The sequence below is a fragment of the Limnohabitans sp. Rim28 genome (assembly GCF_000293865.2).
GTDB lineage: Bacteria > Pseudomonadota > Gammaproteobacteria > Burkholderiales > Burkholderiaceae_C > Limnohabitans_A.
Genome location: NZ_ALKN02000024.1, coordinates 1 through 19388 on the forward strand (window position 1 = coordinate 1; position 19388 = coordinate 19388).

Annotated in this window: 20 protein-coding genes; 6 read left to right on the plus strand and 14 right to left on the minus strand. The window is 59.0% G+C overall.

Annotation, left to right across the window (positions count from 1 at the left end):
• The 3 genes from B472_RS16235 to B472_RS16245 form a co-directional block, all read right to left on the minus strand.
• A partial coding sequence (locus B472_RS16235) for a hypothetical protein (RefSeq protein WP_238147469.1) occupies positions 1-293 on the minus strand: 293 nt, incomplete at its 3' end.
• A gap of 152 nt (positions 294-445) precedes the next feature.
• Positions 446-922, minus strand: coding sequence for a hypothetical protein (locus B472_RS16240; RefSeq protein ID WP_192877891.1), 477 nt, complete (start codon positions 920-922; stop codon positions 446-448).
• Positions 923-944: 22 nt separating this feature from the next.
• Positions 945-1742, minus strand: a complete 798-nt coding sequence (locus tag B472_RS16245; RefSeq protein WP_238147470.1) for an SDR family oxidoreductase — start codon at positions 1740-1742, stop codon at positions 945-947.
• Positions 1743-1985: 243 nt separating this feature from the next.
• On the opposite strand from B472_RS16245, the gene B472_RS16250 reads away from it, so the two are divergent.
• Positions 1986-2447, plus strand: a complete 462-nt coding sequence (locus B472_RS16250) for a MerR family transcriptional regulator (RefSeq protein ID WP_019428461.1) — start codon at positions 1986-1988, stop codon at positions 2445-2447.
• 315 nt (positions 2448-2762) lie between these two features.
• On the opposite strand, the gene B472_RS16260 is transcribed toward B472_RS16250, so the two are convergent.
• The gene (locus B472_RS16260; RefSeq protein WP_238147471.1) at positions 2763-3944 is read right to left on the minus strand and encodes a 4-hydroxybenzoate 3-monooxygenase; all 1182 of its coding nucleotides are present in this window, start codon (positions 3942-3944) and stop codon (positions 2763-2765) included.
• Between the two features lie 280 nt (positions 3945-4224).
• On the opposite strand from B472_RS16260, the gene B472_RS16265 reads away from it, so the two are divergent.
• Positions 4225-4407, plus strand: coding sequence for a hypothetical protein (locus tag B472_RS16265; protein WP_133176127.1), 183 nt, complete (start codon positions 4225-4227; stop codon positions 4405-4407).
• A gap of 13 nt (positions 4408-4420) precedes the next feature.
• Here B472_RS16265 and B472_RS16270 read toward each other — a convergent pair whose 3' ends face one another.
• From B472_RS16270 to B472_RS16295, 6 genes are all read right to left on the minus strand, one after another.
• A complete protein-coding gene (locus tag B472_RS16270) occupies positions 4421-4978 on the minus strand; it encodes a nuclear transport factor 2 family protein (RefSeq protein WP_019428466.1) in 558 nt (185 codons plus the stop codon).
• 9 nt (positions 4979-4987) lie between these two features.
• Positions 4988-5593 (minus strand): response regulator transcription factor, encoded by a 606-nt coding sequence (locus tag B472_RS16275; RefSeq protein WP_019428467.1) that lies wholly within the window; start codon positions 5591-5593, stop codon positions 4988-4990.
• Between the two features lie 83 nt (positions 5594-5676).
• Positions 5677-6996 (minus strand): tryptophan--tRNA ligase, encoded by a 1320-nt coding sequence (locus tag B472_RS16280; protein WP_019428468.1) that lies wholly within the window; start codon positions 6994-6996, stop codon positions 5677-5679.
• 46 nt (positions 6997-7042) lie between these two features.
• The gene (locus B472_RS16285; protein ID WP_019428469.1) at positions 7043-7705 is read right to left on the minus strand and encodes a site-2 protease family protein; all 663 of its coding nucleotides are present in this window, start codon (positions 7703-7705) and stop codon (positions 7043-7045) included.
• A 121-nt stretch (positions 7706-7826) separates the two neighbouring features.
• Positions 7827-9038, minus strand: coding sequence for a M20 aminoacylase family protein (locus B472_RS16290; protein ID WP_019428470.1), 1212 nt, complete (start codon positions 9036-9038; stop codon positions 7827-7829).
• A gap of 21 nt (positions 9039-9059) precedes the next feature.
• Positions 9060-10040, minus strand: coding sequence for a tripartite tricarboxylate transporter substrate binding protein (locus tag B472_RS16295; protein ID WP_019428471.1), 981 nt, complete (start codon positions 10038-10040; stop codon positions 9060-9062).
• 119 nt (positions 10041-10159) lie between these two features.
• Here B472_RS16295 and B472_RS16300 point away from each other — a divergent pair, with 119 nt between their 5' ends.
• Together B472_RS16300 and B472_RS16305 are read left to right on the plus strand one after the other, a co-directional pair.
• A complete protein-coding gene (locus B472_RS16300; protein WP_019428472.1) occupies positions 10160-11065 on the plus strand; it encodes a LysR family transcriptional regulator in 906 nt (301 codons plus the stop codon).
• Between the two features lie 17 nt (positions 11066-11082).
• Positions 11083-11814, plus strand: a complete 732-nt coding sequence (locus B472_RS16305) for a sulfite exporter TauE/SafE family protein (RefSeq protein ID WP_019428473.1) — start codon at positions 11083-11085, stop codon at positions 11812-11814.
• Positions 11815-11872: 58 nt separating this feature from the next.
• Here B472_RS16305 and B472_RS16310 read toward each other — a convergent pair whose 3' ends face one another.
• Together B472_RS16310 and B472_RS16315 are read right to left on the minus strand one after the other, a co-directional pair.
• Entirely contained in the window at positions 11873-12850 is a 978-nt protein-coding gene (locus tag B472_RS16310; RefSeq protein WP_019428474.1) for a GMP reductase, read from the minus strand.
• A 189-nt stretch (positions 12851-13039) separates the two neighbouring features.
• A complete protein-coding gene (locus B472_RS16315) occupies positions 13040-14305 on the minus strand; it encodes an MFS transporter (RefSeq protein ID WP_019428475.1) in 1266 nt (421 codons plus the stop codon).
• Positions 14306-14563: 258 nt separating this feature from the next.
• Between B472_RS16315 and B472_RS16320 the strand changes: the two genes are divergently transcribed.
• Together B472_RS16320 and B472_RS16325 are read left to right on the plus strand one after the other, a co-directional pair.
• A complete protein-coding gene (locus B472_RS16320; protein ID WP_019428476.1) occupies positions 14564-16966 on the plus strand; it encodes a UvrD-helicase domain-containing protein in 2403 nt (800 codons plus the stop codon).
• 25 nt (positions 16967-16991) lie between these two features.
• A complete protein-coding gene (locus B472_RS16325) occupies positions 16992-17468 on the plus strand; it encodes a peptidylprolyl isomerase (protein WP_019428477.1) in 477 nt (158 codons plus the stop codon).
• Between the two features lie 2 nt (positions 17469-17470).
• Here the strand turns inward: B472_RS16325 and B472_RS16330 are convergent, their stop codons facing one another.
• The gene (locus tag B472_RS16330) at positions 17471-18271 is read right to left on the minus strand and encodes a BPSS1780 family membrane protein (protein WP_019428478.1); all 801 of its coding nucleotides are present in this window, start codon (positions 18269-18271) and stop codon (positions 17471-17473) included.
• A 5-nt stretch (positions 18272-18276) separates the two neighbouring features.
• Positions 18277-19239: a homoserine kinase gene (locus B472_RS16335; protein WP_019428479.1), complete on the minus strand. Its 963-nt coding sequence runs from the start codon at positions 19237-19239 to the stop codon at positions 18277-18279.
• Positions 19240-19388: the final 149 nt, after the last annotated feature.

The following is a 19388-nucleotide window of genomic DNA, read 5'->3' on the forward strand; positions in this document are numbered from 1 at the left end:
TCAATGTCTTTGAGCCGGTACAAAACTTTCCCCACGATTTTCAAGTATTGCGGCCCCTCGCCGACGGTGCGCCAGCGCTGAAGTCGGGCGACTGAACACACCCAGCGCTCGGCGAGCATTTTTTCGGTCAGGAGTTGGCGGGCAGGTTCGGCCGGGACCTCTGGAACCAGGTGTTGGGGCTCGAACTTGGGTTCGTTGGCTGCGGTTTTGGCGATGCCACTGGACAGGGCGTCCAGCACGTCACCCATGTTTTCAACCCGTGGATTCGAAGATGAGGTGTTGTTAGTAGCCATGGCCTTGCTCCTTGATGCCTATATGCAGTGGTTTCATATAGGTTCATACTGGTTGGCTAGGTGTTTTTTCTCAGCGGGGGGGGGGTAGTGTATGCACGGGCAAGCATGGCCCTTGCGGTTTCGCAATCCGACCACACGTGGGACCAAGTGACTCAGATTGCTATTCTTTGCACCGCTGACAAGTAATCTGCACCTCTGGCCTCAGCAAATAGGTCCAGCGTCAGAGTGATCGCAGCCTGCAATACGAGTCCGACGCCAATGCCCGCTGCCATCTCGTGGCGCTGCAAAAAGGCAATCATCCCGACGCCGATGATCAGAAACAGCATTTCGATTACTTTGTAGATTGAAAAGTTTTTCATGACGGTCTGCATGCGGGTGGTTTCCTCGGCTTTTAGTACCGAAGGGTTCAACTGCAGCTGTGCGCTCAAGGTTGACACCTGCGAGTCGGTGCGGAGGTATACGGTGCCACCCACCACTATCTGCATCAAACCAATAAACACCAACGGATAGGCCATAGACTTCAGGCGGTGCCCATTCACCCAGAGCCAGACGCTGATAGCTAAGGCCAGAAGGCCAACGGCAATAAAAAGCACGCTCTCTTGCTTCTCTGCGACGAAGTAGCTGTTCATGTTATCAATCATGGTGTTGGCTTTATAAAATAGGTCTGGTCAAAATTTTCACCACTTTAGTGGCCAGATTGCGCGGCGTGAAACGCATGCTTTGAGCCATCGCCCAATTGACGAAGCCAGGGATGTAGACGCGCTGTCCGCGTTGCATGGCGCGGTAGCCCAATGCAGCAACTTCCTTGGAAGTGGGAAGTTTTTTGCCTTTAATCAGGGCAGAGTTTCCAAGGACAGCCTTGTCCTGAAAGCCCGAGGCTGTCGGGCCGGGGCACAGCGCAGTGACGGTTACACCAGTGTCTTCCAGCTCGGATGCCATAGCTTCCGAAAAGCTAAGAACGAAAGATTTTGTGGCGTAGTACACAGCCATGTAAGGGCCTGGCTGAAAGGCCGCTGTGGAGGCCGTGTTGAGAATTTTGCCGCGCGTCGCCAACAGATCGGGCAGGAACAGTTTGGTCAGTACAACGACTGTGTTCATGTTGAGCTGCATCATGGCCAGCTCAGACCTTAGTGAAGAGTCTTTGAACTCGCCAAAGGCCCCGTACCCAGCGTTGTTCGCCAACGCGCTCAGGACGATACCCCGCGCTTTGATATCGGCGTGCAGCCGTGCAGCACCATCATGGGTTTCCAAGTCTGCGCCAATGACAGTGACGGATACCTTAAACTTCCGTTGCAGCTCATCGGCCAAGGCTTGCATTTTGGCCACGCCCCGAGCTGCCAACACGAGCTGGTAGCCATCTTGCGCAAATTGGTGGGCTAGCGCCATGCCGATACCTGATGAAGCACCAGTGATGAGCGCGGTTTTGTTGGTTGTTGATAGTGTGGTCAAGATTAATCTCCATAGTCGTTTTGTCGATTAAGAGATTAAAAACCCGGTAGTAAGGTGCCAGGTCAAGACATTTCTTTCCCTTGATTTGGCACACACAAACATTTGACCTGGCACCAAAGTGCCGGGTTTAACATGTGTTGACGGCTATGTAGTCGTCTAGGCCACCCCGAACTAAATCTGGATTAACGGTCCTGACGCAGGCTTTAGGAAGACGCCCTTGCTCTCAATAACCGGAAACAAAATATGAAAAGTGTAATGACCGTAAAGGCTTTCAAGAATTTGCAGACGACCAGCGCCTTGTGCAAGGCTGCCAGCGTGACCCGTGGTCAATTGCGCTTATATGAAGAAGAAGGGCTGATAGCCCCTCAGAGCAGAACGGAAGCTGGCTATCGCCAATATGGCAACGAAACACTGGACCGGCTCAGGGCCATACTGCACCTGAAGCAACTCGGCCTCACGCTAGCAGAAATCGCACTCCTGCTGTCTGATCGCGATCACGGCGTCCTCGACGAACAAGCGATACAGCAACTGGCGGGAGAAGTATTGTCGAAAATTGATGAACGCATTGCCGGTCTGCAAGTTATTCGAGGCTATTTGGCTCCGGTTGCCATGGGTGACATGAGCGTGTTGCAGGACGATGATTGCAACTTCGTCGTTGAATTCATGACCGCTCTTTCCGCCGAGAAAACCAAGCGCCGCGCCTGAACCTGACGGTTAGATCAGGTGTGTTTTATCCAGACCGACTACTCGAATTGAAGATGTCTCAATTTTTAGAATGCTGACTTAGACCCCAAGTGCTTAATCGGCTTGTTCTTGGGAAACTTAGGCGGTTTGTGATGAAGCATGTTCTGCCCCGCCATTGCAAAGACCTCCAACCTGCTCTGCAGGTGTTCAGGCAAGCTCAGGCCCCGCACACGCGGGGCTTTTTGTTGGGTATTCCGGATCAGGTTCCTCCCCAGTGTCCCGGTGTGAATGGCGCGCATGGCTGGCGGGAAACTCAGGTTCACCGGGTGCAAGCCATCAGGCGAGTACGGGAAGTCCTGTGAAGTTGTGCGCGAACACGGCACGCCCTTCGCGAGTACCGGTCATGTAGTTCAAATCTGCAAGTTGCATGCGGCGATCGAACTCGCTTTGGCCCGGAAATTGGTGGACCATCGTGCACAGGCCCGCCGAAAACCGCTGGACCAACCACATGCGTTCGAGGCAGGTGTCGGCGTAGCGGTCTAGCCAGCGTTCATCATGGCGTTTGTAGTGTTCCACCAGCGAGCGGCCAAGTACCTTGATGTCCGCCATCGCAGAGTTCAAACCTTTGGCGCCTGTGGGGGGAACAATGTGAGCCGCATCGCCGGCCAGAAACAGGCGGCCAAAGCGCATGGGTTCGCAGATGAAACTGCGCATGGCGGTGACTGCTTTTTGTGTGATGCGACCTTCGTTGATGGGGGGCTGCCCATCGACATCGAGCCGCTTGTGCAATGCCGTCCAGATGCGATCGTCTGACCAGTTGTCGGGACTGTCGTCCGGTTCGCACTGCAAATACAGGCGGGTGACCTCGGGTGTGCGAATGCTCATCATGGCAAAGCCATCGGAATGGCAACCCCAGGTGATGTCTTGGATGGCCGGTGGTGCGTCAGCCAAAATGCCCAGCCATCCAAAGGGGTAAACACGGTCATAAAGCCGCAGTTTGTCGTGAGGGATGGCGCTGCGACTGATGCCCCGAAAGCCGTCGCATCCCGCAACGAAATCGCAGGACAGTTCGAGTGGCTGGCCTTCGGACTCGAAATGGATGACGGCTCGATGGCTCTCTAGGCCTTTGATGTGCGTCACAGGTGCATCATAGAAAATTTGGGCGCCTGCCTCCTCGCGGACTCGCATCAGATCGGCCACCACTTCGTGCTGTGGATAGACCCAGGCGCTTTGACCGCCCGATGCCTCGTGGAAGTCCAGCCTGTGAGCGCGGTTGTTGAAGCGAAAATCCAGCGCATGTTGTTCAAGTGCCAGTCGGTCCATGCGTTCACCCAGGCCGACTTCGCGCATCATCTCAACCGTACCCTGTTCGAGCACCCCGGCGCGAAGTCGGGAGCGCACATGATCTTGCTGCGAGCGTTCAACGATGACCGACTCGATGCCCTCCAGGTGCAGCAGGTGAGAAAGCATCAAGCCTGCGGGGCCCGCGCCAATGATGCCAACTTGTGTCCGTATCACGGGCAGTCCTCCAGGGTGATCATCCTCATGCCGGTTGTCATCGACGCGTGGCCATACCGGTTAATTTTTTGCGCGCTTGGGGTGACCATGCGTGTCTTCAGTCGCTCGCCAAGACCTTGCGGCTTGCAAAAAACCAGTATCCTCCTCTTATAAAGACCATGCGCCCAAGGAAGTCTTGAATGTCGATGGCCTCACCCTTGGCGCTGGATGAGGTCCTTGATGCCGGACTGAATGTCTTGCTGGTGCACGCCACTTGTTTGTTTTCGAAATGCAAAAAACCATGAAAAACCGTGTCCTGATCGTCGCCTTTTTGGCCTTGCCCTTGCTGCAAGGCTGTACCGTGCTGGCCATTGCGGATGTAGCCGCGTCCACCGTGATCTATGGCGTCAAGACGGCGGTCAATGTGGTCGATGCGGTCACGCCAGACATCATCAACCGGGATAAAGACAAAAGCAAAAAGTAGGATGGCGCTGGCCTCAGGCCTTGCGGTGCTCGGCCAGGTCGTTCCACGCATCCTGGCGGGTGATCAGGCCACCGCGCACCTCCATCCGGTCGATGAAGCGGATGCCTTCAAAAGACTCGCCATCGAGCCATGTCCCCTGCAAGCTGCCGTGACAAAAAACCACCGTCACATCGCCTTGCCAGCTTTCTTCAAATTGGTCGAAGTGCTTGCCAATGCGCGTGTAGCGTTGAGCGGCCCAGGCGTTCAGTTCGTGCAAGGTGTGCATGACGACAGCACCCGGAAAACACATTCGAAAGTCGGGTGACAAAAAGCTTTGCGCATGGGCCAAGTCACCGGATTGCAAGGCTGTCAAAAAATCACGCACCACGTCAGATGCCACCGGATGCGCTGCACGGCCTTCGCTGAAGACCTTGCCGTCGCGGCGGTAGGTGCTGACCTCGTTGACAAACACGGTCGTCCCCGCTTCGGGGGTGTCGATCACTGAGCGAACCGCCTGCGCCAAGCGGTTGACCACGCGGTGCTGGGTCTGTGCAGCGTAACCCGGTAGCAGGGTGATCGAAACGACCGGCATGAGGCCTTGTTAGATGCCCAACCAGCCGTTGGTGCGAGCAAAGTGCAGTGCCTGTGTGCGGCTGTTGACGCCCAAGCGGCGAAACAGACGCCAGAAGTGCACCTTGACCGTGTGTTCACTGATGTCGAGCTTTTCCGCAATGTCTCGGTTGGACAAACCTTGGTCCAACATCAGGATCAACTGTTTTTGACGCTTGGACAATTTGGTCGGGCCCGAAGGGGTGGCCGCGTCTTCGGCGGCGGCGTCTTCTTCCGTGACCAACAAGGTCCGCAGGGCGGCAATGATCTGAGCTGGGCTGTTGGATTTTTCAATGAAGGCGTCTGCACCTGCATCCAAGCAGCGCTGTTCAAACTCGCTCGCACTGGAGCTGGTCACAACGGCCAGTGGCACATTGGGGAATTTGGCTTTGAGCACCTGGACCCCTGACATGCCCAAGGTGTCTGGCAGCTGCAAGTCCAAGCAAAACAGCTCAGCAACACCGTTCTTTTCGACCGTTGACTCGACCACATTCAATTTGTGAATGGGAATGATCTTGAGCCCCGGCTTGACCCGGTGAACGAGCATGGTGAGCGCATCGCGCATCAGAGGGTGGTCGTCGATGACATAAACAGTCATGATTTATTCTCAGTGTTAAACGGAAAGTATAAGGATATCAGCAAAAAAAGATTTTGACACTTTTTTTGTTGAAAACAACAAATTCATTTTGACGGATTTGGCGCAACTTGCATCAGAAGTTGTAAATTAGCGACAAGCACTGCCAAAGCATCGCCCGTCAAGGGTTCTAGAACATCGTCCAATTCGCGCAGGCCCGCTGTTCCCTCGGCTTGCAGGCGAGCGACCACTTGTCCGGCTTCTTTGGGGGACGCAAAACCACGGCTTTGGAGCAAGACTTGGCCTTTGGCATCCACCAATTTGAAATAAAACTGGCCGTCTTTTTCTCGGTACTGCTTGAAGCTGGGCAGCGCGGTTTTGGCCTCTTTGGCCACCGACGCCACCTGCCCCGATGACAAGGCACGCAGGCCTACGGCATGGCGCAATTCCCGCATGAAGGGCGTGGCCAGTTGGCGGGCCTTGTCCGCACCGGCCAACAAGATGTGGTCCATCTGTGCGGGGTGATCGATCAAGGATTGGTAGTGCTCGCGCATGGGCGCGATTTCGCGGTCAATGCGCTCAAACAGCATCTGTTTCGCGTCACCCCAGCCAATGCCCTCGGCATAGGCGCGGGCCATCGCGTTTGTTTCTTCTGCGCTGGCAAAGGCCTGGTAAATCTGGAACAGGGCCGAACCTTCGGTGGCCTTGGGCTCGCCCGGCGCTTTGGAGTCGGTGACGATGCCCGCGATTTGTTTGCGCATTTGCGACGCGGGTGCAAACAGCGGGATGGTGTTGTCGTAGCTCTTGCTCATCTTGCGGCCGTCCAGGCCCGGCAGGAGGGCCACCGATTCCTCGATCACGGCCTCTGGCAAGACAAAGTGCTCGCCGTACAAATGGTTGAAGCTGGCCGCCATGTCGCGCGCCATCTCGATGTGCTGAATCTGGTCGCGCCCCACAGGCACTTTGTGCGCCTTGAACATCAAAATGTCGGCGCCCATCAGCACCGGGTACATGAACAGGCCCGCCGTCACGTCGGCATCGGTGTCATGGCCTGCTGCGTTGTTCTTGTCCACAGCCGCTTTGTAGGCGTGGGCGCGGTTGAGCACGCCCTTGCCGGTCACGCAGGTCAAGAGCCAGGTGAGTTCGGGGATTTCGGGGATGTCGGACTGGCGGTAAAAGGTGACTTTGTCTGGGTCCAGGCCCGAGGCGATCCAGCTCGCGGCGATCTCCAGGGTGGAGCGTTGGATGCGGGCGGGCTCGTCGCACTTGATGAGTGCGTGGTAATCGGCCAAAAAGTAAAAACCATCGGTGCTGGTGTCACGGCTGGCTTGCACGGTGGGGCGGATGGCCCCCACATAGTTGCCCAGGTGCGGGGTGCCTGTGGTGGTGATGCCGGTGAGAACGCGGGTGCGGGTTTTGGAGTTCATGAGAAAAAGCAAGCCATCGGGAAAATGAAAATCAGTGCCATTGAATTCAGCGCAACAGAGCGGCCAGTGGGCTCAGGGTGAGCTTCAAAAAGTCAAAGGTCAGGCCCATCAAGGGTTGCATCCACCAGGCGCTGATGAGGCCGGTGAGTACCAAGCCCATGACGATGAAAAAGCCCCAAGGCTCCACGCGGGACACCAGTATGGCTTGTCGCCAGGGCAAAAGGCCCACCAGGATGCGCCCGCCATCCAGCGGGGGCAATGGAAACAGGTTGAAGGCGAACATGACCACGTTGGTCAGCATGCCGGCCTTGCACATCTCGATGAAAAAGCGCTCGGTGATGCCGCTGCCGCTCAAAACATAAAACAACACCCCCCACAGCAGGGCTTGCACCAGGTTGGCCCCAGGGCCTGCCAAGGCCACCCAGACCATGTCGCGTTTGGGGTGGCGCAGCCGGTCAAAGCGCACCGGCACGGGCTTGGCGTAACCGAACAAAAAAGCCCCGCTGGTGCTGAAGTAAAGCAGCAGGGGCAGCAAGATGGTGCCCACCAGGTCGATGTGGGGAAACGGGTTGAGGGTGACGCGCCCCAACACCGAGGCGGTGTTGTCGCCCAAGCGCAGCGCAGCATAGCCATGGGCCGCCTCGTGCAAGGTGATGGCAAAAATCACCGGCAAGGCATAGATCAGGACGGTTTGAATGAGGTCAGACATGTTGGCCCCGATTGTCTCAGACCCGTCTGTGCGCCGCCTCAAGCCAGTCAGGGCCTGCCCTCTGGGGGGCAGGCCCTGCGGCAAAACAAGGCTTGGTCAGGGCATCCGATGCCCGGCCCGATCACCCGTTGACCGGTAAAAACCGCTCTACCATCAGCGACCAATACGCCGAGCCGACGGCCACGTTTCGGTCATTGAAGTCATAACCCGGGTTGTGCACCATGCACGCACCATGGCCACCACTTTCTGTATCGCCATTGCCGATCAGCAGATAACAGCCCGGCACCTTTTCCAGAAAGAAAGCAAAGTCTTCGCTCCCCGTCAGGGCTTTGCCCTGCCGTGTGACACGTGCGGTGCCAACCAGCTCTTCGGCGACATCGCGTGCAAAGTCGGTTTCACTCTTGTGGTTGACCAGCACGGGGTAGCCGCGCTGGTAGTTGACCTGGGCACGCACGCCGTAGCTCTGGGCCTGTGACTGTGCCAGCGCGGTGATCCGTTTTTCAAGCAACTCGCGCACTTGCGGGTTGAGGGCGCGCACGCTCAGGCTCAGGGTGGCGGTTTGCGGAATCACGTTGTTGGCCACGCCGGCGTTGAATGCGCCGACGGTGATGACGGCCGTTTCCTGCGGGTCCACATTGCGCGCCACGATGCTTTGAAGGCCCAACACGATGGCCGAGCCAGCCACCACCGGGTCGGCCGCCTGGTGGGGCATGGCACCATGACCCCCTTGGCCGTCGATCGTGATCGTCACGTAATCGGACGAGGCCATCATCGGCCCCTCGCGCAGCACCAGATGTCCTTGCGGTTGGCCCGGCATGTTGTGCATGGCAAACACCGCATCACAAGGAAAGCGCTTGAACAAGCCGTCTTCCATCATCTTCTTGGCCCCGCCAAGGCCTTCTTCTGCGGGTTGGAAGATCAGGTTGAGCGTGCCGTTAAACGCCACATGCGAAGCAATGTGTTTGGCGGCTGCCAGCAGCATGGCGGTGTGGCCGTCATGGCCGCAGGCATGCATGATGCCGACGTTGCAGCTGGCGTAAGGCAGACCGGTGGCTTCTTCGATGGGCAGCGCGTCCATGTCGGCGCGCAAACCCAGCGTTTTGCCGCCCGCGCCACGCTGGAGCTGCCCGACTACCCCGGTACCGCCCAGTCCGCGTGTGACCGCATAGCCAAACTTTTCGAGTTGCTCGGCCACCAAGTCGCTGGTGCGGTATTCCTTGTAGCCCATCTCCGGGTGGCGGTGGATGTCGTGCCGCACGGCGATGAACTCATCGGCTTGGGCACCCAGGGCCTGAAGCAGGTCCTGGGCAAAAGCTTCGCGGGGAGCGTTCATGTGCAGTCCTTGACCCAGGAATTACTGAGCCTGCAGGTTGATCGCCTTGGCGATGCCGCGGTAGCGATCGATTTCACTGCGATAGATGCGGTCCAGCACCAGCGGGTCGCGTTCAGGCAACACCACATTGCCGCTGCTTTCCAGGGCCTTGCGTGTTTCAGGAACTTCTGCCGATGCATAGAAGGCTTTGTTCAGCGCATTGATGATGTGGTCGGGCGTGTTGCGGTGCACCACAATGCCCGCCCAGATGTCGAACTCCATGCTCTCCAGCCCCTTCATGGTGGCCATGGCAGGGAACTGCTTGAACAGCGGGTGCGGGGTTTTGGCGGTCACGGCCAGGCCCTGAATCTTGCCGTCCATCAGGGTGGCTGGAATGGAGCCTGCCATGGGCAGGAAGGCCATGTCGATTTGGCCCCCCATCAGGTCGGTCAGCAAGGGGGCAATGCCTTTGTAGGGCACATGCAGCATGTCGACCTTGGTGAGCTGGGAGAATCTCTCGCCAATCAGGTGGTAGAGCGAACCTGGACCCACGCTGCCATAGCTCAGGGGTTTGCTGTTGCTTTTGCGGGCCAGTGCCAGCAGTTCGTCGACGGTCTTGACGTTGAGCGAGTTGCGAACAGCCAAAATCGTGTTGGTGGTGGCAAATTGAGCCACCAGTTTGAAGTCCTCAGACTTGTACTTCACGCCCTGGATGGCCAAAGGCGCCAGCACCAGCTCCATGGGGCTGGCCAAGCTCAGGGTGGCGCCGTCGGCAGGTGCGCTGACGAGCTTGCTCAAGCCGATCGAGCCGCCTGCGCCGCCGATGTTCTCGATGATCATGGGTTGTTTGCCCAATCGGGTGGCCGCATCGGGCTGAACCTTGCGGGCGAAGAAGTCGGATGGGCCACCTGCAGGGTAGGGCACGATCAGGCTGATCGGCTTGGCGGGGTAGTTTTGCGCCATGGCAGGGCCGAAAGCGCTGGCGGCCACAAACAGGCCACATACGAGGGTCTTGAGGTTCATGATGTCTCCTTTTGGATTGAAATTCGATTGGGTTTAAATGACCACGAGCGGATGGTAAGAATTCGATTTTTATGTGTCCAATGACTTATTTTTCTAATAATCATTCGTAAAATGAATGCATGAACCTCAGGCACCTTGAACATTGGCTGGCGCTGGCTGACACCGGCTCCTTCAGCCGCGCGGCAGAAAAACTGCACATCACCCAGTCCGCTTTGAGCCGAAGCATTCAGGCGCTGGAAGAGGATCTGGGCGGCCCCTTGGTGGACCGGGTGGGCAAAAAAAACGAACTCACGCCTTTGGGCCGCTCAGTGCTGGAGCGGGCGCGGCGCATCGTGCACGAGGCCCAAGAGCTCAAACAAGGCGCTGCCTTGCTGCAGCAAGGCGGCTTGGGTGCCTTGCGTGTGGGTTTGGGGTCTGGCCCCGGAGCGATGTTGATGACGCCCTGGCTGGTCTACATGGCCCAGCACCACCCTACTGTGCAGGTCACGGTCTCGCGCGGGTCCACTGAACTGCAACTGACCCAATTGCGAGAGCGGCAACTCGATGCCCTGGTGGTGGATGTGCGGCGCGTTGAAGCCGCACCGGATTTGAAAATGACGCAGGTCGTCGAGATGCGTGCAGGCTTTGTGTGCCGCCAAGGCCACCCCTTGCTGGAGCGCGCCACCAAGGGCTTGCCTTTTGATGCACTGCTGTCCTACCCCATCGCCTCCATTGAGCTGTCGCAAGAGGTGGCCCGATTGTTGGTGGACCACTACGGCCCGCAGGCCAACCCAGCGCAAATGACCACCTTGCAGTGCGAGGACATCGCCAGCTTGCTGGACGTGGTGGGCCAAACCGATGCGATTTACTTAGGGATCGTGGGCGCTGCCCGAGAAGGCCTCACCCAGGGCCGTTTGGTGGAGTTGCCTATGCAAATACCCTTGAAGGGCCGGGCGCGGCTGGCCCTGATCACCTTGGCGGGACGCACCGAGTTGCCCGTCATGTCGGTGTTTCGCGCGTTTGTGCAAAACCACTTGAGCGATTGAGGAAAAAAGGAATCGTGATGCAGGAATGGCTTTACCCCATGGGGGTGGTTTTGCTGGGTTACACCGTGCTGGGCCTCACTGGCTTTGGCTCGGCGCTGGTGGTGGTGCCCTTGTTGGCCTGGAACTGGCCCTTGCCCGCCGTGGTGGCGCTGACTTTGCTCATGGACGTGCCCGCCTCAGCGTTTCACAGCGGCCTGAACTGGCGGCAGGTGCAGTGGCGTGAGCTGCGCCGCCTGCTGCCGGGCATGGTGGTGGGCACGGTGCTGGGCTTGTGGCTGATGCAGCACATGAACAGCCGCTGGCCTTTGCTCTTGCTGGGCATCTATGTGGCGGGTGTGGGCCTGAATGCCTTGCGCGTCAGGGCTGCGCCTTTGCAGCCGCCGGACCCGGTTTGGGTGTATCCGGTGGGCGGGGCCGTTGGTCTGGTGGAGATGCTGTTTGGCACGGCAGGCCCTTTGGTGGTGGCCTGGCTCAGCCGCCGTGTGACCGATGTGCAGCAACTGCGCGCCAGCACGCCCATGGTCATTGCCACGGCGGCGGCCACGGTCTTGGGGGTCATGGCCTTGGACGGTCGCTTGTCCAGCGGCGTATTGTGGCAGCGCTGGAGCGTGTTGATTGGCGTGGCGCTGTTGGGCGTGTGGGTGGGTCACCGTTTGGCACACCGGGTGCCCGTGGCGCGATTGCGCCAGATCATCTGCTCTATGCTGGTCGTCAGCGGTTTGATGCTGGCGCTCGGGGCCTTGCGCTGAATCTGTTCAAACCAAAAAAGGGAGCCTCAGCTCCCTTTGCTGTGAACGCGGTGATGGCTTACATCAACAGGTGTTCACCGGCGTTGTCGCCACCTAAAGTGACGTAGTTGACTTTGCGGATGTCCATCAACTTGGTGCCGCCTGAATAGCTGATCGAGCTTTGTACGTCTTGCTCCATCTCAATCAGGGTGTTGGCCAGCTTGCCCTTGATAGGCTCCAAGATGCGCTTGCCTTCCACGTGCTTGTATTCGCCCTTGTTGAAGTCTGAGGCCGAGCCGTAGTATTCCTTGAACATCTCGCCATCGACCTCCACCGTTTTGCCGGGCGACTCTTCGTGGCCCGCAAACAGCGAACCAATCATGACCATGCTGGCGCCAAAGCGGATGCTCTTGGCGATGTCGCCGTGGCTGCGGATGCCGCCGTCCGCAATGATGGGCTTGGTGGCCACGCGCGCACACCACTTGAGGGCTGACAACTGCCAGCCGCCCGTGCCAAAACCGGTCTTGAGCTTGGTGATGCAAACCTTGCCTGGGCCCACGCCCACTTTGGTGGCGTCCGCGCCCCAGTTTTCGAGGTCGATCACGGCTTCGGGCGTGGCCACGTTGCCCGCGATCACAAAGCTGGTGGGCAGCTTGCCTTTGATGTAGCGAATCATGTCGCGCACGCTGTCGGCATGGCCATGGGCGATGTCGATGGTGATGTACTCGGGCACCAGGTTTTCAGCAGCCAGCTGGTCCACGGTGGCGCGATCGGGGGCTTTGACGCCCAGGGAAATCGAGGCGTAAACGCCCTTGCCGTGCATGTCGCGCACAAACTGGACATTGTCCAGGTCAAAGCGGTGCATGACGTAAAAGTAGTTGTTTTGCGCCATCCACAGGCAGATGCTTTCATCCACCACCGTCTTCATGTTGGCAGGCACCACCGGCAAGCGGAAGGTCCGGCTGCCGAGGGTGACACTCGCGTCGCACTCAGAACGGCTTTCCACGCGGCACTTGCGTGGCAAAAGCAGGATGTTGTCGTAGTCAAAAATTTCCATGAGAAAACCAAGCTCCAAAAAGGATTCGTTGAAAGAACGAGTGAGCGCTTGGCCTGGCCGGTTTTTGAGCCCCTGTGGTGAACCCGTTGCAGGTTCAGGGCAAAAAAAACCGGGCGCAAGAATCTTGGGCCCGGTGGCTGATTCTACCCGTGTTCAAACCCAATGCGAAGGCGTGTTTGCGTTTCGATTTCAAGCGGCTGGAACAGCGGGGGGTGGCAGTGTGGGTTTGGTGGCCAGCATGAAAGCCAATGAACCCAAGGCCGCCAGCAGGGCCAACAAGCTGAAGCCCAGTTGGTAATCCCCGGTCAGGTCAGCCAGGACGCCGGCGATCATGGGCCCCGCAATTTGCCCCAGCGCGATGATGGCGGCTGAAAGCCCCAAGATGAGCCCAATCGCGTTGCGCCCGAAGTAGTCGGCCCGAATGGCCTGCATGAAAGGCCCGCGCAGACCCCAAGCGATGCCATGAAACACCCCAAACGCTATCAGCATGGCCATGCTGGTGGCGTAAGTCAGGCACAGCATGCCGATGCCGTGGGCCAGCATGCAAAGGGCGGCGACCTTTCTTTTCTCGAACCAGTCGCCCATGGTGGCCCCCATCAGCACACCGGCCAATTGGCCAAAGGTCATGATCAAGATCACCCAACTGGCGGTGGTGAATGAATAACCCAGGCCTTCTTTCATGTGGCTGATGGCGTGCACATTCACGGCCGACACCACCAGCAAGGCGAGGCCATGGCCGATGGCCAGCATCCAAAAAGCCCGGGTGCGCAGCGCTTGGGCCACGGTGAATTCGATCTGCACTGCAGGTGCAGGGTGGCCTTGGGCCAAATGGGCGGCGGCTTTGGCGGCCACTTGGGCCGGGTCAATGCCGTCAACGTGTTCGCCATGGTCTTCGGGGCGGCGGCGGATGATGTTGGCCATGGGCAAGCCCGTCAATACAACCAGCACACCCGAGCCCGCAGCCGTGGCCCGCCAGCCCCACACTTGGATAGACCAGGCCATCAGTGGCACCACCAGCCCGCCCATGGCCAAACCCAGGCTCATGATGGAGAGCGCGCGCGCCCGGAACTTCTCGAACCACTGCACCAGCGCCACCGACAAGGGAAAGTAGCCGCCCAGGCTGGCACCCACGGCCATCAGGAGGGCGCTGGCATAAAACGTGGCAACGCTGTCGACCTGACTGAGCAACAGCAAGCCGGCCGCAAACAGCACCATGCCCCAGCGGATCATTTTTTGCGGCCCCACCCGGTCCATCACCCAGCCCAGCACCGGGCCGATGATCGCCGCCTCGACCGACTGCAACGCGGCAGCGCCGGACAAGGTGGTTTTGCTCCAGCCCATCTCGTCGGACAACACGGCGATGTACAGGCCCAAGGCCTGCGTGAGAAAGGCCGCCAACAAAAACTGGATGCCGCAAGCGGCACCGACCATGCGCCAGCCGTAAAACAGCTTCATGCCAAAGCCTCCATCGACAGGCAGCCCAAGCGCGCGAATGGGCGCTTGAACAGCGGGTGAGGCCAAGGAGGCGGTGTCATTGGAGGGCGCGGTTTTTGGGGTGGCATGGCAAAGAAGGCTATGTTGTCACGCCCAGCCCGCTGCACATGTCCCTGAGTGGACCGACCGAGTGGCCGGATGGGGGCTGAAATTGCAAAGACCGGTGCTGGTCGTCCTGAGGCCGCTCAAGCGCAGACGAACTTCCTACAATCTCCCCCTATGCTGTCTGACACCTCCCCGAACACTTCTTCTCCCTTGCTGGCTCAGCTCAACGATGCGCAGCACCGGGCGGTGGCCTTGCCCGCAGAGCATGCTTTGATTTTGGCGGGCGCTGGTTCTGGCAAGACACGCGTGCTGACCACCCGCATCGCCTGGCTCTTGCAGACCTCGCAGGTCTCGCCCGGCGGCATTTTGGCGGTGACCTTCACGAACAAAGCGGCCAAAGAGATGAAGCTGCGCTTGCAGTCCATGCTGCCGGTGAATGTGAACGCCATGTGGATTGGCACCTTCCACGGTTTGTGCAACCGTTTTTTACGGGCGCATCACCAGCTGGCCGGATTGCCGCAGACCTTTCAAATTCTGGACACGCAAGACCAGCTGTCGGCCGTCAAGAGGCTGTGCAAACAGTTCAATGTGGACGAAGACCGCTTTCCGCCCAAGCAGGTTCAGTACTTCATCTCGGGCTGCAAAGAAGACGGGCAGCGCCCGGGCGATGTGCCGGTGCGCGACGACGAGACCCGCCGCAAGGTGGAGCTGTACCAGCTCTACGAAGAACAATGCCAGCGCGAAGGCGTGGTCGATTTCGGTGAGCTGATGCTGCGCTCGTATGAGCTGCTGCGCGACAACGTGCATGTGCGCGAGCATTACCGCCGCCGCTTTCGCCACATCTTGGTGGACGAGTTTCAGGACACCAACAAGCTGCAGTACGCCTGGCTCAAGCAGCTGGCGGGGCTGCCGGGCGAAGGCGGAGAATGTGCGATTTTGGCCGTCGGTGACGACGACCAGAGCATCTACGCCTTCCGGGGTGCGCGCGTGGGCAATATGGCCGACTTTGTGCGCGAGTTTCAGGTGCGCCATCAGATCAAGCTCGAACAAAACTACCGCAGTTTCAGCAACATCCTGGACTCGGCCAACCACCTGATCGGCCACAACAAGACCCGCTTGGGCAAAACCCTGCGCACAGACCAAGGTGCGGGCGAGCCGGTGCGGGTGGTGGAGTCGCCGTCTGACTTTGCCGAGGCGCAGTGGCTGATTGAAGAGCTGCGCCAGTTGGTCAAGCAAGACGGTTTTGAACGCAAGGAAGTGGCGCTGCTGTACCGCAGCAACGCCCAAAGCCGGGTGCTCGAAACCGCGCTGTTCAACGCCGGTTTTCCGTACCGGGTCTATGGCGGCCTGCGCTTTTTCGAACGCGCCGAGATCAAGCACGCGCTGGCCTATTTGCGCCTGATGGAGAACCCCAACGACGACACCAGCTTTTTGCGGGTGGTCAACTTTCCGCCCCGCGGCATCGGGGCGCGCAGCATCGAACAGTTGCAAGACGCGGCCCGTGCCGCAGGTTGTTCTTTGCACGATGCCGTCAGCGTGACCACGGGCAAGGCCGGGGCCAATCTGGCGGCGTTTGTGGCCATGGTCGATGTGCTGCGCGAGCAGACCGAAGGCCTGACGCTGCGCGAGATCATCGATTTGGTGCTGGACAAAACCGGTTTGCTCACGCATTACCGGACGGAGAAAGAAGGCGCCGACCGGGTAGAAAACCTGGAAGAGCTGGTCAACGCGGCCGAGAGCTTTGTGACGCAAGAAGGTTTTGGCCGCAGTGCGGTGGCCCTGCCCCAAGCTTTGTCGCAAAGCCCAGCCAGCCAGGGCTTGAGTGCTGCGCCTGAATCCGAGCTCGGCACGGTCGATGAATTCAGCGAAGACGGTGTGACCATGAGCCCGCTGGCGGCCTTCCTCACACACGCATCGCTGGAGGCGGGCGACAACCAAGCCCAAGCGGGCGAAGACGCGGTGCAGCTGATGACGGTGCACGCCAGCAAGGGCTTGGAGTTTGACGCGGTGTTCATCACAGGTCTGGAAGAAGGCCTGTTCCCCCACGAAAACGCGATGAACGATGTGGATGGTTTGGAAGAAGAGCGCCGCCTGATGTACGTGGCCATCACACGCGCTCGAAAGCGTTTGTACCTGAGCCATTCGCAAACCCGCATGCTGCACGGCCAGACCCGTTACAACTTGAAAAGCCGTTTTTTGGCCGAGTTGCCAGAGGCCTGCCTGAAATGGGTGACGCCCAAAAATGCCGGGTTCTCCAACCTGGGCACGGCTGGCGCAGGGGCCGGTTCATCCGGTGCGGGTTGGCCGCAAACCCCGGCCTTCAACCGGCAGACCCGTCCCGCTTGGGGGCAGAGCAGCTTGAGCACCGAAACCTACAAAAGCCCGCCTGTACCGGTACAAAAAGCCGCGCCTGAGCACGGCATCAGCGCGGGCAAAACCGTGTTCCACACCAAGTTTGGTGAGGGCAAGGTGCTGGCGGTGGAGGGCGTGGGGGCCGATGCCCGCGCCCAGGTCAATTTTCCCCGCCATGGCGTGAAATGGCTGGCGCTGAGCGTGGCCAAACTCACCGTGGTCTAAACTTCTTCTGCCTCTGAAAGATCCTATGAAAATCACCCAAAACACCGTCGTCACCATGCAATACAAGGTGACCAATGCCCAAGGCCAATTGCTGGACAAGGCCCAAGAGCCCACTTCTTATTTGCATGGCGGTTACGACAACACGTTTCCCAAAATCGAAGAAGCCCTTGAAGGCCAAGAAGTGGGGTTTTCCACCACCTTGAAGCTGGCCCCAGCCGACGCATTTGGCGAGCGCGATGAAAGCTTGGTGCAGTCCATTCCCAAAAGCGAATTTCCGCCGGGCGTCAAGGTGGGCGGACAGCTGCGTGGCCGCACGCCTGACGGGCGCGAGCAAGTGTTCAATGTGCTGAAAATCAAAGGCGACCAGGTGATGCTCGATGGCAACCACCCGTGGGCGGGTCAGCACCTGACCTTGGCGCTCAAAGTGGTCGAAGTTCGGGCCGCCTCAGCCGATGAGGTGACGCACCGCCACGCCCATGGCGCACACGGCCACCAGCACTGACCTCAATCGGCGCTGGGCGGTGGTGCGCTTTGTTCGTCGTCAACGTCGGTTGAAAAACAGTCGCGCACCGAAAACAGCATGGAGGTGAAGAACATGCCCGCCACCATCAGTGCCATTGGCAAGAAAGCCGCCGTCATCAATTGAGGGTTGCCCATCAAGGCCGTGATGAGCAAAGCCAAGATGGCGCTGAGCATGAAAATCACACCCCAAACCATCACGTACACCGTGAACGCCTTCAGGTTGCGCCAGCAAGCCATAAAACTGAAGAACAAACTTTTGACCGCCGGCATGCCGTACCAGTGCACCAAGGCGGGTGAATGCCAAAACATCATGGACAGTGGCACATAAAACAGCATGGACACCCACAAGGCGGTTTGAAACGAGTCGGTCGTGACCACGTCGGGTGTCATTTGGGCGCCCCCAAAATAGACTTTGGCAAAGGTACCGCCATCGACCAAGGTGGACACCAGCATCACCGTCAAGAAAATCACCGCGTACAAGCCGCCCAAATGGAACATGGTTTTGCGGTGAGGCCCGGCCTTGAAGGCGGCAAACAAGACACCGGGCATGGGAAATTTGCCTTGAGAGGCGGTTTGGGTCGCCGCCATCATGCCCAGCGTCAGCCCTGGCAAAACGATGAGTGCCAAAGCGCTGCCCACAAATGGCACGATCGAGACCAAAGACACCGTGGTCATGAACAAAAAGAACAGACCCGTCATGGCCAAAGGTTGACGCCAAAAAGTGCGCAGGCCCTGTTTGGCCCATTTCAGGCCAGCGCTGGCGGGAACGATTTGCAGGTGCATGGTGGTCAGACGGTGGCAGACAAGGACACGGGGTGGAGAATGCGGCCGCGCAAAACCCGTTCGAAATGGGTCGGGTCATGCGGTTTGAGCATGGACGCCTCTCGGGGCAGATGGTAGTCCCACAACCGGGAAATCCAGAACCGCAAAGCCCCGGCCCGCAAAAGGGCAGGCAACAAAGTGCGCTCAGAAGCGGTCAAGGGACGCTCCAGGCCGTAGGCCTGCAGCATGGCCCCGGCGCGTTCAGCGTCGTGGCGGCCGGTGCCCAGGTCGATGCACCAGTCGTTCAGGCACACGGCCAAGTCAAACAGCCAGGTGTCGACCCCTGCAAAGTAAAAGTCAAAAAAGCCGGTCAGTTGCTCGCCATCGAACATCACGTTGTCGCGGAACAGGTCGGCATGCACGGGGCCACGGGGCAAGGCGGCATAAGTGGCACTGTCGGCGATGTGGTTTTGGTAAGCCAGTTCGCTGCGCAGCAAGGCGGCTTGGGCTTCGTCCAGATGGGGCAAGACCACCGGCACGGTTTCGTTCCACCAAGTCAGTCCGCGCAAATTGGGCTGGTTGCGGTTGTAGTCGGCCCCCGCCAGGTGCATGCGCGCCAGCATTTGACCCACAGCGGCACAGTGCACGGGCTGGGGCTGCAATTGGCTTTTGCCGGCAAGTTTGTTGACCACAGCTGCCGGCTTGCCGTTCAGGGTGTGCAGCACATCGCCATCGCGGTTGGCGGCCGGATCGGGCACCGGGATGCCACGGCCAGCCAAGAATTTCATCAAGAGCAGGTAAAAGGGCAGTTGTTCGTGGGTCAGGCGCTCAAACAAGGTGAGCACGTACTCACCTTGGGTGGTGGTGGCGAAGTAGTTGGTGTTTTCAATGCCACCTTCGATGCCGCGCAAGGCGGTGAGCTGCCCCAGGTTCAGGGCTTGCATCAGGTTGTTGGCCTGGGTTTCGGTGACTTCGGTGAATACCGCCATGGGAAGAGGGGCAAAGTGCCAGAGGGAACTGACTTAGGTGGGGAAAACATGGATTGTAGAGGGCGAACAACCCACAATGACCCGCAAAGGGCTGACTGCGCGGGGCCGATGTGGCAAAGCGAAGCGCCTCTGAGGCCCAGCGCAGTCAG

Bases quoted from the DNA above. Each gene is read 5' to 3' on its own strand.
- B472_RS16325 (WP_019428477.1), top strand. From the start codon at position 16,992: ATGAAAATCACCCAAAACACCGTCGTCACCATGCAATACAAGGTGACC.
- B472_RS16305 (WP_019428473.1), top strand. From the start codon at position 11,083: ATGCAGGAATGGCTTTACCCCATGGGGGTGGTTTTGCTGGGTTACACC.
- B472_RS16335 (WP_019428479.1), bottom strand. From the start codon at position 19,239: ATGGCGGTATTCACCGAAGTCACCGAAACCCAGGCCAACAACCTGATG.
- B472_RS16250 (WP_019428461.1), top strand. From the start codon at position 1,986: ATGAAAAGTGTAATGACCGTAAAGGCTTTCAAGAATTTGCAGACGACC.
- B472_RS16310 (WP_019428474.1), bottom strand. From the start codon at position 12,850: ATGGAAATTTTTGACTACGACAACATCCTGCTTTTGCCACGCAAGTGC.
- B472_RS16270 (WP_019428466.1), bottom strand. From the start codon at position 4,978: ATGCCGGTCGTTTCGATCACCCTGCTACCGGGTTACGCTGCACAGACC.
- B472_RS16295 (WP_019428471.1), bottom strand. From the start codon at position 10,040: ATGAACCTCAAGACCCTCGTATGTGGCCTGTTTGTGGCCGCCAGCGCT.
- B472_RS16320 (WP_019428476.1), top strand. From the start codon at position 14,564: ATGCTGTCTGACACCTCCCCGAACACTTCTTCTCCCTTGCTGGCTCAG.
- B472_RS16300 (WP_019428472.1), top strand. From the start codon at position 10,160: ATGAACCTCAGGCACCTTGAACATTGGCTGGCGCTGGCTGACACCGGC.
- B472_RS16265 (WP_133176127.1), top strand. From the start codon at position 4,225: ATGAAAAACCGTGTCCTGATCGTCGCCTTTTTGGCCTTGCCCTTGCTG.
- B472_RS16285 (WP_019428469.1), bottom strand. From the start codon at position 7,705: ATGTCTGACCTCATTCAAACCGTCCTGATCTATGCCTTGCCGGTGATT.
- B472_RS16275 (WP_019428467.1), bottom strand. From the start codon at position 5,593: ATGACTGTTTATGTCATCGACGACCACCCTCTGATGCGCGATGCGCTC.
- B472_RS16330 (WP_019428478.1), bottom strand. From the start codon at position 18,271: ATGCACCTGCAAATCGTTCCCGCCAGCGCTGGCCTGAAATGGGCCAAA.
- B472_RS16240 (WP_192877891.1), bottom strand. From the start codon at position 922: ATGAACAGCTACTTCGTCGCAGAGAAGCAAGAGAGCGTGCTTTTTATT.
- B472_RS16280 (WP_019428468.1), bottom strand. From the start codon at position 6,996: ATGAACTCCAAAACCCGCACCCGCGTTCTCACCGGCATCACCACCACA.
- B472_RS16290 (WP_019428470.1), bottom strand. From the start codon at position 9,038: ATGAACGCTCCCCGCGAAGCTTTTGCCCAGGACCTGCTTCAGGCCCTG.
- B472_RS16315 (WP_019428475.1), bottom strand. From the start codon at position 14,305: ATGAAGCTGTTTTACGGCTGGCGCATGGTCGGTGCCGCTTGCGGCATC.